The following is an 18401-nucleotide window of genomic DNA, read 5'->3' on the forward strand; positions in this document are numbered from 1 at the left end:
GGTTGTGTGGCCTGGCTCCATACCAGTTAGCACCGCATTACCCTCGTAGGAGCGCGCTTGCCCGCGAAGACTGAATTCCACCCGCCGCATGCCTGCCGAATGCACCGGCCTCTTCCCGGCTGAAGCCGGTCCTACAGACGCTGTGGGTTTTTCGTAGGACCGGCTTTAGCCGGGAAAGCGTCGGGCGTCACGCCTTTGATCGAGGGGTCTTTAAAGACAGTTGGCTCACTCCCACCGGGGTTTGCAGCGCAGCGAAGTCTTCGGGCCAACCCCAATCCTGTAGGAGCGCGCTTGCCCGCGAAGACTGCATTCCAACCGCCGCATGCCTGCCGAATGCACCGGCCTCTTCGTGAGCAAGCTCACTCCCACAGATTAGGCGGGGTCGGCAGGCCGTGGCTCGGACGCACATCCTGTAGGAGCGCGCTTGCCCGCGAAGAATGAATTCCAACCGCCGCATGCCAAACGGATGTACCGCAAAATAACACGCGCTGTTCATGCTGGACGTGTCGCCAACGCCTGCGCCACTTCCGCGAGAATCGCCGGATCGTCGATGGTGGCCGGGATTGTGTAAGCCTCTCCATCGGCGATCTTGCGCAATACGGCGCGCAACGTCTTGCCGGAACGGGTCTTGGGCAAGCGCTTGACGACGATCACCCGGTTGAAACAAGCCAGCGCGCCGATCCGTTCGCGGACCCGGGCCACCAGCTCCTGCTGCACCTGGACCGGGCTCTGGTCGACGCCGTCCTTGAGCACTACCAGCGCCAGCGGCACCTGTCCCTTGATCTCGTCGTGCACACCGATGACCGCACTCTCCGCGACCGCCGGATGCTGGCCGGCCAGGTCCTCCATCTCGCCGGTCGACAGCCGATGCCCCGACACGTTGATCACATCATCGGTGCGCCCCATGATGTAAACGAACCCCTGCTCGTCGACATACCCGCCGTCACCGGTGTTGTAGTAGCCGGGGAACGCCTGCAGGTAAGCGCTCAAGTAACGCGGATGGTCGTTCCACAATGTCTGGCTGCAGCCCGGCGGCAGCGGCAACGCGATGACGATCGAGCCCTGTTCGCCCGGCCCGAGCCGCTTGCCGTCCTCGTCCATCACCTGGACCGCATAGCCTGGGACCGGGCGATTGCTGGAGCCCGGCGCGGGCCGATGCCCTTGCAGACCCAGGCACGGCGCGGTCACCGGCCAGCCGGTTTCGGTCTGCCACCAATGGTCGAGCACCGGCTTGCCGCTCAGGCCCTCGAGCCATTCGTGGGTGCTGGAATCGAGCTTCTCGCCGGCCAGAAACAACTGCCTGATGCTGCCCAGATCGCGAGACGTGAGGTGATGGCCCTGGGGATCCTCCTTGCGAATGGCGCGCATCGCGGTCGGCGCACAGAACAACGCGTTGACCCGGTACTGCTCGATGATGCGCCAGTACGCGCCGGCGTCCGGCGTTCGAATCGGCTTGCCTTCATAGAACACCGTGGTGCAGCCCGACATCAGCGGCGCGTAGACAATCAGCGTATGGCCCACCACCCAGCCGACATCGGAAATCCCCCACCAGACGTCCCCCGCGCTCATGCCGTACACCACACCCATGGTGTAGAGCATCGCCACCGCATGCCCGCCGTTTTCCCGCACGATGCCTTTGGGTTTGCCGGTGGTGCCTGAGGTGTAAAGGATGTACAGCGGATCGAGACTGTTGACCGCCACCGGCTCCACCGGCGATATGCCTTCCAGCGCCTGACGCCAGTCCAGATCGCGGCCCGGCAGCAGATCACCAGGCGCTTGCGGGCGTTGCCAGAGCAGCACGTGCTCCGGGCAGAACGCGGCCAGCGTGAGCGCTTTGTCCACCAGCGGTTTGTAGGGAATAACCCGATCGAACTCCAGCCCGCACGAGGCCGTCAGCAGCAGCCGGGGCTTGAGGTCGTCGATACGCAGCGCCAGCTCGTGGGGCGCGAACCCACCGAACACCACCGAATGAACCGCACCGATTCGCGCACAGGCCAGCATGGCCATGGCCGCCTGAGGAATCATCGGCATGTAGATAATGACGCCGTCGCCCTTTTCCACGCCAAGCGTGCGTAACAGGCCGGCCAGCCGCGCCACTTCGTCCCGCAGCTCATTGAAGGTGTAAGTCGCCTGTTGACCGGTCACCGGCGAATCGTAGATCAACGCCCGTTGCTCGCCCCGGCCCAGCTCGATCTGCCGGTCCAGCGCCAGGTAACAGGTGTTCAGCTCACCGTCGGCGAACCAGCGATGGGTGCCGTCCGGCAGCGCTTCGAGTGTCTGCTGCGGTGCTCGGTACCACGCCACCTGGCGCGCCTGCTCAGCCCAGTAAGCCTGCGGATCGGCGATGGATTGCGGGTGATGATGGGTGTACGCGGCGCCCGAAGGCTCGGCATTGCGGTCATTCATCCGTGGATCCCTGTGATTGTTCTTATGAGGGCTGACAACACAGGATTGAAACTAGCAGAACCTGCGGCGCCTGCCATGGCGCCGGCTTGCCCTTTAGACCGTCACACCGCCCTGGCGCCTTCCCGGCGTTGCAACAGCAGGCCGCCCAGCGCCAGCAGCGCCAGCACCACCACGACCGTGCCGTAGACATTGGTGGTGCTGACCAGCCCCAGGTGCTTGATCGACACCCCGGCGACCAGCGCCGGCACGCAGAAGGCCAGGTAGCTCAGGGCAAGGAACGCCGACATCAACCCGGCGCGCTGATGCGCATGAGCCAATGGCAGCAGCAGGCGCAACGCGCCGAGAAAACTCGCACCGAAGCCGATCCCGGCGACCACGGCGCCCGCGAAGAACAGCCACAGCCAGCCCAGATTGACCGCCGCCAGAATCACCGAAACGCCAGCGGCGAGAAAACTGCAGCCCACCAGCAGCGCCAGGCGCGGGGCGCGCAGCCTCAGGTTCATGATCGAAATGGCCCCACTGATGGTCAGCGCCGCGACCGCCAGTCCGCCATTGAGCACCGACGTGGCGCCGGTGGCGGCAGTCAGCAACGACGGCGCCAGGGACAGGAAGAAACCGCCCAGCGCCCATGCCGCGATATCGGCAGGCAGCACCAGTAACAACGTGCCGCGAGCCTGCGGCGGGACATACAGCGTCGGCTTCAGGGTTTTCAGCACACCGGGCTGCGGCGTGACCGTTTCGCCCACGCGCAGCAGGTACAGCGCCTGCAAGACGAACGCCGCCAGCAACAGCAGATACGCCAGTGTCAGCGGCATGGGTGCATATTCGACCAGGGCACTGGTGCCCAGCGCGCCCAGGGCCATGCCGAACATCGGCGCGATGCTGTTGATCAATGGGCCCTGATTCTGATCGGTGTCGAGCATGGCGGCGCCCAAGGCGCTGGTAGCGATTGCCGTAGCAATGCCCTGCAGCATGCGCGCAGCGATCAGCCAGGTGACGTCACTGGCGCCGATGAACAGCAGCATTGAGAGGATTTCCAGCAGCAACGACACGAAGATGACCGGACGCCGTCCCAGATAATCTGACAATGACCCGAAGATCAGCAGCGTCGCCAGCAAGCTCAGCGCGTAGACCGCAAAGATGACTGTCAGTTGGACCGGCGAGAAGCCCCACGCCTGCTGGTACAGGTGATAGAGCGGCGTCGGTGCGCTGGACGCGGCGAAAAAGCACAGCATCACCAGCGCGAAGTACCCAAGGTGACTCGACTTCCGACCATCGACTTGCGGGTTCTGCAAAGAATCAGACACGAGTACACTCTCCCGAAATAGCACGCCACAAAAGCAAAGATTTAGCTTTACGGAGTGTGCGAGCAGAATCCGCTTAAAGCAAATACTTTGTGTTAAGGTCCGCTCCATGGCTATCAAAGAAGGCATTCGTACTGGCGGGCGCAGCGCGCGGGTACAGAAATCAATCTATTCGGCAGTGCGCGACCTGCTCGATGAACAGGAGCGCTCGGTCCTGAGCGTGCCGATGATCGCGGCCCGCGCCGGCGTGACGCCGTCGACCATCTACCGTCGCTGGGGGGATCTGACCGCCCTGCTCGCCGACGCCGCCGTCGAACGCCTGCGCCCTGACGAGCCGGTGGACTGCGGCAACCTGCGCGACGACCTGCGCACCTGGGTCGAGGTGTACCTGGAAGAAACCAATTCCGCCCCCGGACGCGAGATGATGCGTGACGTGGTCGCCAGCAGCGCCACGCTGTGCTCGGGCAAGTGCCTGAACATCGTCCGCGACCAGTTGCAGATCATCATCGATCGGGCCCGCGAGCGTGGCGAACGCAGCCCGTCGGCCGACGAGCTGGTGGACGCCGTCGTGGCGCCGATGGTCTACCGTATTCTCTACGCCGAGTCAGCGCCCAGCCTTGAGCGCATGCACCAGTTGCTGGATCGCTGCCTGGGCTGAACCGGCCCTGATGCCCGATCGACCGATCGCCCATGAGTCGGGCCAACTGCTGGTTATCATGGCGACTCATCGATCACAGGTACTTCGCGTCCCATGCACACTCTTGCAGACCTGCGCGCCGGCGCGCTGAAAGGCGTGACCCGGCTGGACCTCAGTTGCGGCCTCAGCGAGTTTCCCGACGAGATCTTCAGCCTTGCCGACACGCTTGAGGTGTTGAACCTGTCCGGCAATCGCCTGAGCGCGTTGCCAGCCGATCTGCACCGGCTCAAGCACCTGAAAATCCTGTTCTGCTCCGACAACCCGTTCACCGAATTGCCGCCATCGCTGGGGCAATGCCAGCAGCTGTTTTTCGTCGGCTTCAAGGCCTGTCAGATCACCCACGTTTCACCCGACGCACTGCCGCCCCGCCTGCGCTCGCTGGTCCTGACGGGAAACCTGATCGAGTCGTTACCGGAAGAACTGAGTCAGTGCCAGCACTTGCAGAAGCTCATGCTTGCCGGCAACCGCCTGCGTTCCCTGCCGCAATCCCTTGCGGCGTGTCACCGCCTGGAACTGCTGCGCATCGCGTCCAACCAGCTCCGTCGACTGCCTGACTGGCTGGCCACATTGCCGGCGCTGGCGTGGTTGGCGTTCTCCGGCAACCCGCTGAACGACGTGCACACCGAAGAGCCCATCCGACAGATCCCGTGGCAGCATCTGACGCTGGGGCAGGTATTGGGAGAAGGCGCGTCGGGAATCATTCATCAGGCGCAATGGCTTGATGACGATGTGACGGTTGACGTGGCGGTCAAGCTGTACAAAGGCGAACTCACCAGCGACGGCTCACCGCTGAACGAAATGGCGGCCTGCATCGCCGCCGGTCAGCACGCGGGCCTGATACCGGTGCTGGGTCAGCTCTATGCGCATCCGCAAAACGCTCGCGGGCTGGTGATGGCGCTGATCTCCCCGCGCTTCGTTACCCTCGCCCGACCACCCAGCCTGGAATCCTGCACGCGGGACGTCTACAACGGCACGCGCCTGTCCTTGAACACCCTGTTGCGCATGGCCAGCGACATCGCGTCGGCCTGCCGCCACCTGCATGCCCGCGGCATCAATCACGGCGATCTGTACGCGCACAACATTCTCTGGGACGAAAGCGGCAACAGCCTGCTCGGCGATTTTGGCGCGGCCGCGTTCTATCCGGACGAGGAAACCGGCCAGTGGCTTGAGCGCATCGAGGTTCGGGCGTTCGGGATTTTGCTGGGGGAATTGCTGGCGATCTGCAACGCGAGCGAGGGTGAAACGTCGTCACTGCGCGCACTGTATACGCGCTGTATGCAGGCCAGTCTGAAGGACCGGCCGACCTTCGCGGCCATTGACGACGCCTTGCGTCAGTAAGCGTGACGTGCGCAGGAGCGCCGATGGGCGGCTCCGGCGCACGATCGAGGCAGCCTCAGCCAGCCAGACCGACGTAAACGTTCTGCACGTCGTCGTGGCTGTCGATGGCTTCAAGGAAGGCTTCGACTTCGGCCATCTGCTCGTCGTTCAGGCCTTCGACCGGGTTCTTCGGACGATAACCGATCTTCGCTGACTCAACGGTAAAGCCGAACTCAGGCAGCGCCTTGCAGACGGCGTCCAGGTCGGTAGGCTCGGTGTAGAACAGGGTCACGCCTTCGTCTCCGGCTTCGACATCCTGGGCGCCTGCTTCGATGGCGGCTTCTTCCGGGTCGGTCTTGCCATCGCCTGCGGCTTCAATCATGCCCAGGTGATCGAAATCCCACGTGATGGAGCCGGCAGCACCCATCTGGCCCTTGCGGAACAGCACACGGATCTCGGCAACGGTGCGGTTCACGTTGTCGGTCAGGCACTCGACGATCAACGGGACCTTGTGCGGCGCGAAGCCTTCGTAGGTGACTTTCTCGAAGTGCACGTGCTCGCCCAGCAGGCCCGCGCCTTTCTTGATGGCGCGTTCGAGGGTTTCACGCGGCATGGAGGCTTTCTTCGCCTGCTCGACCACCAGACGCAGGCGGGCGTTCATGTCGGGATCAGCGCCGGAACGCGCGGCAATCATGATTTCCTTGGACAGCTTGCCAAAAATACGCCCTTTGGCGTTGGCTGCCGCTTCTTTGTGTTTGACCTTCCACTGTGCGCCCATGATTGCTCTCTGTTCCGATGGCGGTAGACCGACAATGCCCGCCCGGCGTGGGGCGCCGGGGCGGATGACGATAAACGCTGAAAAATAGTGACCGATGATGACACGCCGAGGCAGAACCGTGGCGCCCGGCGCATTTTATACGCGATAGCGCCAGATGAAACCCCTGTCACGCTGCCGCCGATCAAACCAGAGTCGATAAGTTTCGCGGAAAATGCCGCTGCACTGCTGCAGATAATCAAGCGCGAGCTGTAGTCCGCTTCTGAAAATTCGGCAGTCGCGCTTTTCCCGGGCCGCTTTCCGTACCCTCTGCGCCTTCGTTTTTCAAGGTGGACACGCAGATGGGCAGTGCCCTGCACGTGACAATGACGCTGACGGTCAGCGATAGCGCCGATGGCTGGCAGGTCATCGGCATCAATGGCCGCGACAGGCTCAACGGTCTGTTTCGCTTCGACATCGACCTGCTCAGCGCCGATCCTGCGCTCGACTGTCACGCACTGCTACAGCGTCACGCCTGTCTGGCATTCGGCCCTGATGCCGGGCAACAGCAGCGCGTCCATGGCCTGATCTCAAGTGCCGAACGACTGCATCGCGGCGCCAGGCTCAGCTTGTATCGCCTGCGCCTGATGCCTGTGTTACTGCGCCTGGGCACGCGACGCGAACCTTGTGCGTTCAACGGCTGGAGCGTGCCGCAGATCATCGCGCGGCTGTTGAGCGGGCACGCATTATCGGAAATGACAGTCGGCCTGAACGACCTGACCGGCGTCTATCCGGCCCGTGAACATTGTATTCAGTACGGTGAAACGGACCTGCATCTGCTGCAGCGTCTGTGCGAGGAAGAAGGCATCGGCTTCTGGGTCGAGCATCACGCGGATGGCCATGTGCTGAGGTTTTCCGACGATCCGGCCGGGTTTGCCGAATGGCCAACGGCAATCAATGCGTCGCATATGGCTGAGCAGTTCTCGCTGCAGCGCTGCATCAGCGACCACGCCAGTAAGTCACAAGGCACGTTCGGCCCTGAAGTACCCGCAGGCCGCGCGGCAAACCCGTCGCTTTCTAACTATCGCGGGCTGGACGACGCAGCGCGACATCAATGGCAGCGCGCTGGGCGGGAGCTGGAGCGGCTGCGCTGCGATCGGCGTCGGGTGACCGGTCGCAGCGCCTCGCCCTGCCTGCTCAGTGGCCGGGTCGTACTCATCGAGGGTCAGCCCGAATCGCAATTCAACGATCAATGGCTGATCACCTCAGTACATCATGTGGGCAAGCAGCTCACGCCGCTGGTGGGTTGCCCTGCCGAAGACGTCATCCAGATCCTGAAATTGACCGGTACCCGACCGCCCGCCGGCGTCTGCACGCCTGCCAGTCAACGTGCGTGGTACGCCAATGCGTTCGACGCCATCCCATGGGCGATGCCCTTTCGTCCGGCGCACCGACATTTGAAACCCTGCCTCGACGGCGAACTGTGGGCAACCCAGACCCGCGACGCGCCCGACCGACAAGGCCGGGTTTACATACGCTACGACTGGCAAACCCGCGACAGTGGCGAAAGCCTGGCGCGCCTGCGCGAGAGCGTGCCGCTTACTCCGTGCGGCACACGCCTGCGCATCACCTTCTTCGGCGGCGATACCGACCAACCGTTGGTCAGCGGCGTGGCAATGGAGCCATCGTCGGGCGGCGCCACCGACCTGCAACTGCGTGTCGACGGTGCCGTCATCCATCAACCCCCGCGCGCCATCGAGTTGCGCGCCCATCAGCGCCTGCGCATCGACGGTCAAGCAGCACTGTCGATCAAAGGCACTCACGGGGTGATTCGCCTCGATCACGCTGGCATTCATTACTCGCCGGCCGCCGATGAGTCCCCAGGCAAGACTGGGCAATTGCCCTAGGAAACGTCAGCGGTGCTTGAAGTCCGGCTCACGTTTTTCGATGAACGCAGCCATGCCTTCTTTCTGATCGTCAGTGGCGAAGGCCGCGTGGAACACTCGCCGTTCGAAGCGAATGCCCTCCGCCAGGCTGACTTCGAAGGCGCGGTTCACGCTTTCCTTGACCATCATGGCGACTGGCATCGACTTGGCCGCAATCCCGGCGGCGACCTTCAGTGCCTCTTCGAGCAGTTGTTCCTGTGGGATCACTCGCGCCACCAGCCCGGAGCGTTCGGCTTCCGTCGCGTCGATCATGCGACCGGTCAGGCACATTTCCATCGCCTTGGCCTTGCCCACGGCACGGGTCAGGCGCTGAGTGCCGCCCATTCCCGGCAAAACGCCGAGCTTGATTTCCGGCTGACCGAAGCGCGCGTTGTCCGCGGCCAAAATGAAATCGCACATCAGCGCCAGCTCACAGCCACCTCCCAAGGCAAAACCGGAGACCGCCGCAATGATCGGCTTGCGCCGGCTGGCGACCCGATCGCTGTCGCTGAACAGGTCATCCAGGTAGATCTGCGGGTATCTCAGCTCTGCCATCTCTTTGATGTCAGCCCCGGCGGCGAACGCTTTGGCAGATCCGGTGAGGACGATGCAGCCGATGTCCCGGTTGCTTTCCAGCTCATCCAACGCATGGTTGAGCTCGCTGATCAGCTGCGCATTCAACGCATTCAGCGCCTGTGGACGGTTCAATGTCAGCAACGCGACCCGACCTTTCACTTCTTTTAGAATTGTCTCGTAAGCCATTGTTTTATAATCCGTTAAACCAATAGTGACGCCATCTAGAAACAACGTCATCTGACATTAAGAATCCCATTCAAGCTATTGAATTTCATATCAATTCAGCTCTATAGCCATGGCCGTCGCCTCACCGCCGCCAATGCAGATTGCCGCAACCCCACGTTGCAGACCGCGTTGCCTGAGCGCCGAGAGAAGCGTCACGATGATTCTCGCGCCGGACGCGCCGATGGGATGGCCCAGCGCACAGGCCCCGCCGTGCACGTTGACCTTTTCATGGGACAGTCCGAGCTTGCTCATGGTGACCAGTGCGACCACCGCGAAGGCCTCATTGATTTCGAACAGATCGACCTCATCCAGCGACCAGCCTGTCTTGCTCATCAGCGCTTCGATTGCGCCGACGGGCGCCATGGGAAACAGCCCCGGCTGATTGGCGTAGGCGGCGTGGCCGCGAATGGTTGCCAGCGGCGTCAGTCCCCGGCGTTTCGCTTCGGACTGCAGCATCAGGGTCAGCGCCGCCGCGCCATCGGAGATCGAGCTGGAATTGGCCGCGGTGACCGTGCCGCCTTCGCGAAACGCAGGCTTGAGCCCGGCGATCTTGTCCAGCCGCGCTTTGGGCGGCTGTTCGTCGTGGCGCACGACTTTCTGTTCTTTGCCGACCGTCACGTGCAGCGCAACGATCTCGGCGTCGAAGTGGCCGCGTTTGATGGCCTCCTGAGCACGGGTCAGCGACGCGAGGGCGAAGGCGTCCTGCGCCTCCCGGCTGAAGCCTTCGAACGCCGCGCACTCCTCCGCAAAGGTGCCCATCAGGCGGCCGCGCTCGTAGGCATCTTCCAGGCCGTCGAGAAACATGTGGTCAATGACCTGAGCGTGGCCCATGCGATAACCGCCGCGCGCCTTGTCCAGCAGATACGGCGCATTGGACATGCTTTCCATGCCACCGGCGACAATGATGTCAGCGCTGCCGGCAAGCAGCATGTCATGGGCCATGATCGCCGCCTGCATGCCGGAGCCGCACATCTTGTTGAGCGTCGTGCAGCGCGTGCCGTTGCTCAGACCGGCGCCCAGCGCCGCCTGGCGTGCGGGGGCCTGACCCAGCCCCGCTGGCAGCACGCAACCGAACAGCACTTCGTCGATATCAGTCTGCGCAAGCCCGGCGCGTTCGACCGCGGCGCCGATGGCCGCCGAGCCCAGTTGCGGCGCCGTCAGGCTTTTCAGGTCGCCCTGAAAGCCGCCCATGGGCGTGCGCGCGGCGCTGACGATGACAACCGGGTCGTCGTGGTGCATCTGGCGTTTGTTCAATGACATTGATCGGTGCCTCCTCGATTTAGCGAGCAGCCATGCGCAAGGCGCCATCCAGACGGATGACTTCGCCGTTGAGCATGCTGTTTTCGATGATGTGCCGCGCCAGTGCCGCGTATTCCTCGGGCTTGCCCAGCCGAGGCGGGAATGGGACGCCGGCGCTGAGGCTCTCGCGTACTTGCGGCGTCATGCCCGCCATCATGGGCGTCTCGAAGATGCCCGGCGCGATGGTCATGACGCGAATGCCGAAACGCGCCAGCTCCCGCGCGGCGGGCAGTGTGAGACTGACAATGGCGCCCTTGGACGCCGCATAGGCCGCCTGACCGATCTGGCCGTCATAGGCGGCGATCGACGCGGTATTGATGATCACCCCGCGTTCGCCGCCTTGGTCCGGCTCGCCCTCGGCCATCACCGCAGCGGCAAGGCGCATCAGGTTGAAGCTGCCGATGAGGTTGACGTTGATGACCTGGCTGAAGCTCGACAACCCGTGAGGGCCTTCTTTGCCGAGGATTTTTTGCGCACCGACGATGCCCGCGCAGTTGATGACGCCCTGCACGCGACCGAACTCGGCCAACGTTTGATCGAGCGCGGCCTTTACGGCCTCCTCCCGGGTGATGTCGGTGACGCATGCACGCGCATCAGCACCCAGTGCGTGCAGCTGCGTCTGAAGGGCCTCGGCGTTGACGTCCAGCAACATGACCTTCGCGCCCGCGTCGATCAGCATTCGCGCAGTCGCAGCGCCCAGCCCTGAGGCACCGCCACTGACCAGAAATACCTTGCCTTGGATCTGCATGATGGTGTCGTCCTTACACTTTTATTGTTCGAGTGACGAAATACTCTGCCCTGGCGACCGGATGAGCAATAGTCAAAGCGCGCATCGACAGTGGCGCTTTTAGCCAGTGAGCGCACTCCTCGCGCAGCGCCGCTGTGAACAATGTGTCAGGTCTTGCGTTGCAGCACGGCCTCTCCGGCTTGCGGGGACAGTCGCAGGTTGTCCAGCAACGCCATTGCCGCAATGAGCGCCACCCAGATGAAGGTCAGCTGAAAATCCGCCGTCACCGCCTGCCCTTCGTTGCCGTGCAGGTACATCGAGCCGCGCAGCAACAGGGCGGCGATGGCCACGCCCAGGCCCATGCTGAGCTGGAAAAACATGCTGAACAGGGTCGACGCGTGGCTCATCTGCGCCTTGGGGACGTCCGCGAAACCCAGCGTGTTGAAGGCAGTGAACTGCATCGAGCGAGACAGCCCGCCGATGAACAGGATCAACAGAATGAGTGGCCCGCTCATGGCCTCATCGAGCAAGGCGCAGGCGGCAATGGCGCCGATGCCGATCAGGCCGTTGACCATCAGCACCTGGCGGAATCCCCAGCGCTGCATGATGGCGCTGGTGAACGGCTTCATCGCCAGGTTGCCGGCAAACACGCCCAGCACCAGCAGCCCTGCATCGAAGGCTGACAGCCCGAACCCCACCTGAAACATCAGCGGCAGCAGAAACGGCAGCGTGCTGATGGCGATCCGGAACGCCGAGCCGCCCAGCAGACTGACGCTGAAGGTGCGAATCGTGATCACCCCGACGTTCAACAACGGTTGCGCGTGCCTGCGCATGTGCAGCCACGCCGCCACGCCGCACAACAGGCCGACGCCGGTCACGAGCAGTCCCGACCATTGGCTGGCGCGCCCCTGGCCGAGCATTTCCATGCCATACAGGATCGCTGTGCAGGCAACGCCGACGAGCACAAAGCCCGGCAAATCGAAGGGCCGCGAGCTGACTTCGTTGCGGCGCGGAATGAGGATCAGCGCGGCTATCAGGGCGAGCACGCCGAGCGGCAGGTTGAGGTAGAAAATCCACGGCCATGACGCATGGGTCACGATGAACCCGCCCAACGGAGGCCCGAGCACCGGCGCCACCAGACCCGGCCAGGTGATCAGCGAAATCGCCCGCACCAGGTCCTTTTTCTCGGTCGCGCGCATCACCGCCAGGCGCCCCACCGGGACCATCATCGCGCCACTGATGCCTTGCAGGACACGAGCGGCGACGAATGACTCCAGGCTGCCGCTGATGCCGCACAGCAGCGACGACAGCGTAAACAGCACGATCGCGCTGCCGAAGACCAGCCGCGAACCCAGCCGGTCCGCCAGCCAGCCGCTGATCGGGATGAAAGCCGCGATCGCCAGCATGTAGGCGCTCATGCCGATGTTGAGGTCGACCGCAGCGACGTTGAATGTCTTCGCCATGTCCGGCAGTGCCGTGGCGATGACCGTGGCGTCGAGGTTTTCCATGAAAAACGTGACCGCGACCAGCAAGGCGATCAGCGTCGATTGACGTTGCGACATCCGCATTCCCTTCAATGAGCCTGGCAGGCAGCGCCCTAGGATATCGCTTTCGCGTAGCGGGCAGCAGCGCGAATCTGCCCTTTCCTGCCCCGCGCAGTTGTGGGCGATCAGCGAACGCTTTGCCAGAGAACAACATCTGTGCCCCTTCCACAAAATTAACCGTCTGGTACATTTTACGGACAACGGTTGCCCAACGGTGCGGGCACCTCAGAACAAGAGCCCATCGCGATGACCTCGAACTCCACGCAACTTTCCATCCTGGCCGGCCTGATCGGGGCCGGCATTCAGGCGTCCCGTACCCCGTCGCTGCACGAGCACGAAGGGGATGCGCAAGGCATGCGCTATCTGTATCGCCTCATCGACATCGATGCGCTGCACCTGGACGCCAGCGCCCTGCCCGGGCTGATCGATGGCGCCCAGCGCAGCGGTTTCACCGGCCTGAATATCACTTATCCGTGCAAGCAGGCGGTCATCCCGCTGCTCGATGAGCTGTCTCCGGAAGCGCGCGCCATCGGCGCGGTCAACACAGTGGTATTCAAAAATGGGCGGCGCATCGGCCACAACACCGATTGCCTGGGCTTTGCCGAAGGCTTTCGCCGCGGGCTGGGTGACGTCGCCAGACGCCGCGTGGTGCAAATGGGCGCTGGCGGCGCCGGTGCCGCAGTGGCCCATGCGCTGCTGGGCGAAGGCGTTGCTGAGCTGGTGATTTTCGACGTCGACGCCGGCCGTGCCCAAAGCCTGGTGGACAACCTGAACGCCCACTTGGGCAAGGGCCGCGCGCGGGTCGGCCATGACCTGTCTGCCGCCATGGCAAACGCCGATGGATTGGTGAATACGACGCCGGTGGGCATGAGTAAGCTGCCCGGCACGCCGCTTCCAGTCGAATTGCTGCGCGCGGACCTGTGGGTGGCGGAAATCGTTTATTTCCCGCTGCAGACCGCACTGCTCGACCACGCTAGGGAATTGGGTTGCCGCACGCTGGACGGCGGCACGATGGCAGTGTTTCAAGCGGTCAAGGCATTCGAACTGTTCACCGGCGTCCCGGCGAACGCCGAGCGGATGCAGGCTTTTTTCAGCGCACAGGCGCACTGAGTTTCGTCAGGTTCGACATCGCTCATAGCGCCGCTGTCGAGCCGCAGCCGACATCAGTCCACACCGGGCCAGGCCTCAACAAACGGCCTGCCCGAGGCGTCGAATCAAGGCATCAGGTAGCGGGCGACCGAATCGCTGATCATTGCTTTCTGTCGCGATTTCACGTCCAGGTCTTCGAGGTCGATCTGGAAGATCTCCGAAAAGGTGTGGCGGTTCGACACGCGATAAAAGCAGAACGAGCTGATCAGCATGTGCAGATCCACCGCCTGCACGCCCGGACGGAACGCGCCTTCCTTTTCGCCACGGCGCAGGGTTTCGTCCAGCGCCTGCAAGACGTGCTGGCTCAAGGCGCGAATGGTCGGTGACTGCTTGACGTTTTCGCCGTTATGGATGTTTTCGATGCACACGATGCGCACGAAATCGACATTGCGGTCATGGTGATCGAAGGTGAACTCGACCAGACGCTTGATCGCCTGAGCAGGTGCCAGAACGTCCAGATTCAGGCTGCTTTCGGTGTGGCGGATGTCCCCGTACAACTTCTCCAGCACTTCGCTGTACAGCTGTTCCTTGCTGTTGAAGTAGTAGTAGATCATCCGCTTGGAGGTTTGCGTCCGTTCGGCGATGGCATCGACCCGGGCGCCCGACAGTCCTTGGGCTACAAACTCGGCGACGGCCGCCTGCAGGATGCCGTCTCGGGTTTTTTCCGGGTTGTTCTTGCGGCTCTTGCGTGGCGCCTCTACGGGCACTTCGGCAAAGGTCTCGTCGACAGTTTTCATGCTTGGCTCACGACCACGGTGGAATCGCGCGATTATGAGCCGCGCTGCCGCGTTACGGAAGCGGCATATGCCAGCATGCCGCGCATCCGCTCACAGCCGCTTGTGCCGCGCCCCTCCGCTTCGCGATTTGGCCATGGCCGCCAGACGCACGGCCACATTGGCTGCGCCATAACCGGTGTAGCCATTCTTGCGCTGCAGGATCTCGAAGAAAAACCGGTCATCGAACGCTTCGGTGTAGACGTGAAACAGCTCGCCGCCGTTGGCATCGCGGTCATACAACACGTTGTAATACGCCAGTTCGCTGAGGAATTCGTCGTCGAAATCGAAACGGGCCGCCAGGTCGTCGTAATAGTTCAGCGGGATGTCCAGCAATTGCACACCCGCTTCTTTGGCCCGGGCCACCTGGGCAAAGATGTCGTCACACGAGAACGCAATGTGGTGCACACCCGAGCCGCGATAGCTGGACAGCGCATGAGAAATCGCTGTATTGCGGTTCTCGGAAATGTTCAGCGGCAGGCGCACGGTGCTGCAGCGACTGCGCAATGCACGGCTTTTCACCAGTCCGTAGGGGTCGGGCAACACGACTTCGTCGTCCGCCTCGAAATCCAGCAGGCCCTTGTAGAAAAGCACCCAGCTGTCGAGGCTCTCGGCCGGCAACGCCATGGCCATGTGGTCGATCCGCTGTAAGCCGCCGGGAGGGGCTGGTGTGTTGCCGATCGTAAAGTCGCTGTCGTAGATCGACTGCCCGGGCGTTGCGGGTTCGACCAGATAGATCAGGCTGCCGTCCGGCGCGCGAACCGCCGGGATCTCCCGTTCATTGGGTCCCACCAGCCCGCGATAAGGCTGGCCCTTGTACTGTCGGGCACGTTCCAGCGCGGTGCTTGCGTTCTGCACGCGCAGCGCAGTGGCGCACAGCGACGGGCCGTGGGACTCGAAAAAACTGTGGGCGAACGAATAGGGCTCGGCGTTGAGCACGATCTTGATGTCGCCCTGCCCCAACAGGCTCACGGCCTTGGAACGGTGCTGACCGAGCTTGGCGAAACCCAGGTCTTCCAGCCAGTGGCTCAGTCGCGCGCCCTGCGCATCGTCGACGGCAAATTCGAGGAACTCGACGCCGTCGTACGCACTCGCCGCTTGCGGACTGAACAGCAGTTCCTGCGCAACGGGCTGCGCGTCCTGCTGGAGGCGCTCGCGGGTTTTCTCTTCCAGATAAAGCAATGAACGCAATCCATCCGCAGCATTGGCCCGCGTGGGCGCTGCACGAAAACCGTCGTTGAAGATTTCCAGCGACAGCGGCCCGGTGTAGCCGCTCTTGAGAATCGGCGCGAGGAAGCCCGGCAAGTCGAACTCACCCTGGCCAGGGAAGCAGCGGAAATGCCGACTCCACTCCAGCACGTCCATGGCGAGCAACGGCGCGTCTGCCATCTGCACGAAGAAAATCTTGTCGCCGGGGATGTCGGCGATGGCGCGAGGATCGCCCTTGAGCGACAGCGTGTGGAAGCTGTCGAGCAGCACGCCCAGCGCAGGATGATCGATCTGGCGCACCAGGTTCCACACCTGCTGCCAGGTGTTCACATGCCGCCCCCAGGCCAGGGCTTCGTAACCGATCCGAAGCTTGCGCGCCCCGGCCCGCTCGGCCAGCAGCGACAAGTCGTCCAGCAGAACACGTTCATCGCCGAGCGAATCACTGGCGGTATTGCTGCAGACCAGCACCAGGTCGGTGCCCAGTTCCTGCATCAGGTCGAACTTGCGCTCGGCGCGGTCGACATTGCGTTGCAAGCGGTCCCGGCGGCAGCCTTCGAAGTCCCTAAACGGCTGAAACAGCGTGATGGCGATGCCCAGGTCGGCGCACATCTGGCGCACGTTGCGGGGGCTGCCGTCGTAGTAAAGAAGGTCGTTTTCAAAGATTTCCACACCGTCGAACCCGGCGGCGGCAATGGCTTCGAGTTTTTCCGGCAGTGTTCCGCTCAAGGAAACGGTGGCGATCGAGCGCTGCATTAGGTGACTCCTGAGTGATCTCATGGCCGCACCCGGACAAACCGATCGTTGTCGGCTGCAGCCTGGGTGTCAAAGCGATTATTCTCCCGGTATCCTTCAACAGCAATTTAAATGTACGGACCGGTTAGTTTTGTGTTCGATAATCGCCCAAAAGCGACCTGAGTCAATTGACGCTCCCGCCGTCGATGTCCACCATCGTTTGCACATTGTCGGACAAGGTGAACATCACAGCTCCAGCCCGCTGCCGCCTTGCATCCGGGTACGCGTCACCGGACAGAACCATAACAATTCCAAGACAGGTTAAATGCTCATGCGCTCATACCCTGCTACGCCTGCGCCCGCCGCAGCGACCCCCGTGCACCCGCATGCCGGGATCGGCGAGAAAATCCGCGGCGCCTTCGCCATCGGCAAGACCCGCTGGGGCATGCTCGCCCTGGTGTTCTTCGCTACCACGCTGAACTACATCGACCGCGCCGCGCTGGGCGTCATGCAGCCGATCCTGGCCGAGAAGATGAGCTGGACGGCGATGGATTACGCCAATATCAACTTCTGGTTCCAGGTCGGCTACGCCGGCGGCTTTCTGCTGCAGGGCCGGTTCATCGACAAGGTTGGCGTCAAACGGGCGTTCTTCCTCGCCGTTCTGCTCTGGAGCTTCGCCACCGGCGCCCACGGACTGGCGACCTCCGCGGCCGGCTTCATGGTCTGTCGCTTCATTCTTGGCCTGACCGAAGCGGCCAATTACCCGGCCTGCGTCAAGACCACGCGTTTATGGTTTCCGGCAGGCGAGCGTGCCGTCGCGACCGGGATCTTCAACGCCGGGACCAACGTCGGCGCCATGGTCACTCCCGCCTTGTTGCCGCTGATCCTCACCGTGTGGGGCTGGCAGGCTGCGTTCCTGTGCATGAGCGCGCTGGGCCTGACCTGGGTGGTGATCTGGCGCTTGAAGTATTTCAATCCCGAAGATCACCCGACGGTGCGCCAGAGCGAGCTGGATTACATTCATCAGGGCAACGAGCCTGATTCCGCTCCGGCAAAGGTGCCCTTTTCGCAGATTCTGAAAATGCGCGGCACCTGGGCCTTCGCCCTGGCCTACGCGCTGACGGCGCCGGTGTTCTGGTTTTACCTGTACTGGCTGCCGCCGTTTCTCAATCAGCAATACAACCTGGGCATCAGCGTCACGCAGATGGGGATTCCGCTGATGCTGATCTGGCTGACCGCCGACTTCGGCAGCATCGGGGGCGGCATTCTGTCTTCCTGGCTGATTGGTCGCGGAATGCGCGCGACGACGGCGCGGCTGGTGTCGATGCTGGTTTTCGCCCTGACGATCATCTGCGTGGTCTTTGCCGCCAACGCCAGCGGGCTGTGGATGGCGGTGCTGGCGATTGCCCTGGCGGTCGGGGCGCATCAGGCGTGGACCGCGAATATCTGGAGTCTGGTCATGGACTACACGCCCAAGCACATGATGAGCACGGTGTTCGGCTTCGGCGGCATGTGCGCCTCCATCGGCGGCATGTTCATGACCCAGATCGTCGGCGCCGTGCTCACCGCGACCCACAACAACTACAACGTGCTGTTCACGCTCATCCCGGCGATGTATTTCATCGCCCTGGTGTGGATGTACCTGATGGCGCCTCGGAACGTCGACCCGACCGGCGAATGAGCTGGACAGGCCCGATACCGCGGGCCACCGCACCGCTTGCCGACGTCGGGCCAGGTGTCAACCGCAGGCCCGCGTCGGCGCCC

Annotated in this window: 14 protein-coding genes; 5 read left to right on the top strand and 9 right to left on the bottom strand. The window is 63.0% G+C overall.

The genetic code is table 11. The annotated features are described in order from the left end of the window. Positions 1 to 492 precede the first annotated feature (492 nt). Positions 493 to 2406 (bottom strand): propionyl-CoA synthetase, encoded by a 1914-nt coding sequence (locus tag AAGQ88_RS14805; protein WP_342652765.1) that lies wholly within the window; start codon positions 2404 to 2406, stop codon positions 493 to 495. Positions 2407 to 2507: 101 nt separating this feature from the next. Then, the gene (locus AAGQ88_RS14810) at positions 2508 to 3641 is read right to left on the bottom strand and encodes an MFS transporter (RefSeq protein WP_342655815.1); all 1134 of its coding nucleotides are present in this window, start codon (positions 3639 to 3641) and stop codon (positions 2508 to 2510) included. A 178-nt stretch (positions 3642 to 3819) separates the two neighbouring features. Between AAGQ88_RS14810 and AAGQ88_RS14815 the strand changes: the two genes are divergently transcribed. Together AAGQ88_RS14815 and AAGQ88_RS14820 are read left to right on the top strand one after the other, a co-directional pair. Beyond that, complete coding sequence (locus tag AAGQ88_RS14815) at positions 3820 to 4368, top strand: TetR/AcrR family transcriptional regulator (protein ID WP_342652766.1); 549 nt, start codon at positions 3820 to 3822, stop codon at positions 4366 to 4368. A 93-nt stretch (positions 4369 to 4461) separates the two neighbouring features. Further along, complete coding sequence (locus AAGQ88_RS14820; RefSeq protein WP_342652767.1) at positions 4462 to 5745, top strand: leucine-rich repeat-containing protein kinase family protein; 1284 nt, start codon at positions 4462 to 4464, stop codon at positions 5743 to 5745. 55 nt (positions 5746 to 5800) lie between these two features. Here AAGQ88_RS14820 and AAGQ88_RS14825 read toward each other — a convergent pair whose 3' ends face one another. Beyond that, positions 5801 to 6502 (bottom strand): YebC/PmpR family DNA-binding transcriptional regulator, encoded by a 702-nt coding sequence (locus AAGQ88_RS14825; RefSeq protein ID WP_093458831.1) that lies wholly within the window; start codon positions 6500 to 6502, stop codon positions 5801 to 5803. 338 nt (positions 6503 to 6840) lie between these two features. Here AAGQ88_RS14825 and AAGQ88_RS14830 point away from each other — a divergent pair, with 338 nt between their 5' ends. After that, positions 6841 to 8385, top strand: coding sequence for a contractile injection system protein, VgrG/Pvc8 family (locus AAGQ88_RS14830; RefSeq protein WP_342652768.1), 1545 nt, complete (start codon positions 6841 to 6843; stop codon positions 8383 to 8385). A gap of 6 nt (positions 8386 to 8391) precedes the next feature. Here AAGQ88_RS14830 and AAGQ88_RS14835 read toward each other — a convergent pair whose 3' ends face one another. The 4 genes from AAGQ88_RS14835 to AAGQ88_RS14850 form a co-directional block, all read right to left on the bottom strand. Then, complete coding sequence (locus AAGQ88_RS14835) at positions 8392 to 9165, bottom strand: enoyl-CoA hydratase (protein ID WP_285426190.1); 774 nt, start codon at positions 9163 to 9165, stop codon at positions 8392 to 8394. A 90-nt stretch (positions 9166 to 9255) separates the two neighbouring features. Then, complete coding sequence (locus AAGQ88_RS14840) at positions 9256 to 10464, bottom strand: acetyl-CoA C-acyltransferase (RefSeq protein ID WP_342652769.1); 1209 nt, start codon at positions 10462 to 10464, stop codon at positions 9256 to 9258. A gap of 19 nt (positions 10465 to 10483) precedes the next feature. Then, positions 10484 to 11251, bottom strand: a complete 768-nt coding sequence (locus AAGQ88_RS14845) for a 3-hydroxyacyl-CoA dehydrogenase (protein ID WP_285426189.1) — start codon at positions 11249 to 11251, stop codon at positions 10484 to 10486. A gap of 146 nt (positions 11252 to 11397) precedes the next feature. Next, complete coding sequence (locus AAGQ88_RS14850) at positions 11398 to 12792, bottom strand: MFS transporter (RefSeq protein ID WP_342652770.1); 1395 nt, start codon at positions 12790 to 12792, stop codon at positions 11398 to 11400. A gap of 228 nt (positions 12793 to 13020) precedes the next feature. Between AAGQ88_RS14850 and AAGQ88_RS14855 the strand changes: the two genes are divergently transcribed. Further along, on the top strand, positions 13021 to 13884 hold the full coding sequence (locus AAGQ88_RS14855) for a shikimate dehydrogenase (RefSeq protein WP_342652771.1): 864 nt from the start codon (positions 13021 to 13023) through the stop codon (positions 13882 to 13884). A gap of 104 nt (positions 13885 to 13988) precedes the next feature. Here the strand turns inward: AAGQ88_RS14855 and AAGQ88_RS14860 are convergent, their stop codons facing one another. Beyond that, positions 13989 to 14660 (bottom strand): TetR/AcrR family transcriptional regulator, encoded by a 672-nt coding sequence (locus tag AAGQ88_RS14860; RefSeq protein ID WP_285426186.1) that lies wholly within the window; start codon positions 14658 to 14660, stop codon positions 13989 to 13991. A gap of 90 nt (positions 14661 to 14750) precedes the next feature. After that, positions 14751 to 16658: a 3-dehydroshikimate dehydratase QuiC gene (gene quiC / locus AAGQ88_RS14865; protein WP_342652772.1), complete on the bottom strand. Its 1908-nt coding sequence runs from the start codon at positions 16656 to 16658 to the stop codon at positions 14751 to 14753. Positions 16659 to 16968: 310 nt separating this feature from the next. On the opposite strand from quiC, the gene AAGQ88_RS14870 reads away from it, so the two are divergent. Further along, complete coding sequence (locus tag AAGQ88_RS14870) at positions 16969 to 18318, top strand: MFS transporter (protein ID WP_342652773.1); 1350 nt, start codon at positions 16969 to 16971, stop codon at positions 18316 to 18318. The last annotated feature ends 83 nt before the right edge of the window (positions 18319 to 18401 follow it).

Source organism: Pseudomonas sp. F3-2, assembly GCF_038804275.1.
GTDB lineage: Bacteria > Pseudomonadota > Gammaproteobacteria > Pseudomonadales > Pseudomonadaceae > Aquipseudomonas.

Coding starts and splice junctions, on each gene's coding strand:
- AAGQ88_RS14825 (WP_093458831.1), bottom strand. CDS start 6,502: ATGGGCGCACAGTGGAAGGTCAAACACAAAGAAGCGGCAGCCAACGCC.
- AAGQ88_RS14845 (WP_285426189.1), bottom strand. CDS start 11,251: ATGCAGATCCAAGGCAAGGTATTTCTGGTCAGTGGCGGTGCCTCAGGG.
- AAGQ88_RS14830 (WP_342652768.1), top strand. CDS start 6,841: ATGGGCAGTGCCCTGCACGTGACAATGACGCTGACGGTCAGCGATAGC.
- AAGQ88_RS14850 (WP_342652770.1), bottom strand. CDS start 12,792: ATGTCGCAACGTCAATCGACGCTGATCGCCTTGCTGGTCGCGGTCACG.
- AAGQ88_RS14870 (WP_342652773.1), top strand. CDS start 16,969: ATGCGCTCATACCCTGCTACGCCTGCGCCCGCCGCAGCGACCCCCGTG.
- quiC (WP_342652772.1), bottom strand. CDS start 16,658: ATGCAGCGCTCGATCGCCACCGTTTCCTTGAGCGGAACACTGCCGGAA.
- AAGQ88_RS14840 (WP_342652769.1), bottom strand. CDS start 10,464: ATGTCATTGAACAAACGCCAGATGCACCACGACGACCCGGTTGTCATC.
- AAGQ88_RS14810 (WP_342655815.1), bottom strand. CDS start 3,641: ATGCTGTGCTTTTTCGCCGCGTCCAGCGCACCGACGCCGCTCTATCAC.
- AAGQ88_RS14820 (WP_342652767.1), top strand. CDS start 4,462: ATGCACACTCTTGCAGACCTGCGCGCCGGCGCGCTGAAAGGCGTGACC.
- AAGQ88_RS14855 (WP_342652771.1), top strand. CDS start 13,021: ATGACCTCGAACTCCACGCAACTTTCCATCCTGGCCGGCCTGATCGGG.
- AAGQ88_RS14835 (WP_285426190.1), bottom strand. CDS start 9,165: ATGGCTTACGAGACAATTCTAAAAGAAGTGAAAGGTCGGGTCGCGTTG.
- AAGQ88_RS14805 (WP_342652765.1), bottom strand. CDS start 2,406: ATGAATGACCGCAATGCCGAGCCTTCGGGCGCCGCGTACACCCATCAT.
- AAGQ88_RS14815 (WP_342652766.1), top strand. CDS start 3,820: ATGGCTATCAAAGAAGGCATTCGTACTGGCGGGCGCAGCGCGCGGGTA.
- AAGQ88_RS14860 (WP_285426186.1), bottom strand. CDS start 14,660: ATGAAAACTGTCGACGAGACCTTTGCCGAAGTGCCCGTAGAGGCGCCA.